Below are 867 nucleotides of genomic sequence, written 5' to 3' on the forward strand. Positions count from 1 at the left end.
GCTAGAGGCTGTTATGGACCTGCGTCCAGTTGAGCAGCCTGCCTGAGCATGATGCAGGTGAAGGCGACGACGTGCAGGTCAGCAAGGGTGCTGGCATAACGCTCATAGTCCTTCACCAGGCGCCGGAAGCGGGTAGCCCAGGCGAACGAGCGTTCCACCACCCAGCGTCGCGGCAGCAGCACGAAGCCGCGCTTGGCCTCGGGCAGCTTGATCACCTCCAACTCGATGCCGTGGGCTTTCGCGGCATCGGCTGCTGTGCTGCCCGTATAGCCCTGGTCGACATGGGCCAGATCGACGCTCTGGCTGGTCGAGGCCTGCACCGCCTCGGCGAGCCGCCTGACCTCGGCCCGATCATCCGCACTGGCAGGGGTGACGTGCAGCGCCAGCAGGTGCCCCAGCGTGTCGACCGCCAGGTGCAGCTTGGAGCCCTTCTTGCGCTTGGCGCCATCATACCCGGCCCGCTCACCGCTTTCCGGTGTGGAGCGCAAGGTCCGGCTGTCCAGGATGGCAGCACTCGGCTGTGCCTTTCGCCCCGCAGCCAGCCGCAGCACCGTTCGGAGATCCTCGGCCAGCGCCTCAAAGCAGCCTGCCGCCAGCCAGCGCTGCGTCTGCTGGTAGACGGCCGCCCAGGGCGGCAGGCCATTGGGCATCCAGCGCCAGGGCGCGCCGGTCTTCACCACATAGCGCAGCCCGTTGAAGACCTCGCGCAGCGCATGCTCCCGCTGCCCAACACCCTCCGGCAAGAGCGTCAGGTAAGACGCGACCAGCGCCCATTCTTCATCAGACACATCAGACGGGTAAGGCTTGCGGGCAGTCATGCCACGCAACCTGATCGTTACCAGGACAGAGGTCCATAACAACCTCTAG

Annotated in this window: 1 protein-coding gene; it reads right to left on the reverse strand. The window is 66.1% G+C overall.

Translation table 11 applies throughout. The features are described from left to right. Positions 1–11 precede the first annotated feature (11 nt). On the reverse strand, positions 12–818 hold the full coding sequence (locus tag IBL25_RS26375) for an IS5 family transposase (RefSeq protein WP_187781381.1): 807 nt from the start codon (positions 816–818) through the stop codon (positions 12–14). Between the last annotated feature and the right edge of the window lie 49 nt (positions 819–867).

The sequence above is a fragment of the Pseudoroseomonas ludipueritiae genome, assembly GCF_014490445.1.
GTDB lineage: Bacteria > Pseudomonadota > Alphaproteobacteria > Acetobacterales > Acetobacteraceae > Pseudoroseomonas > Pseudoroseomonas ludipueritiae.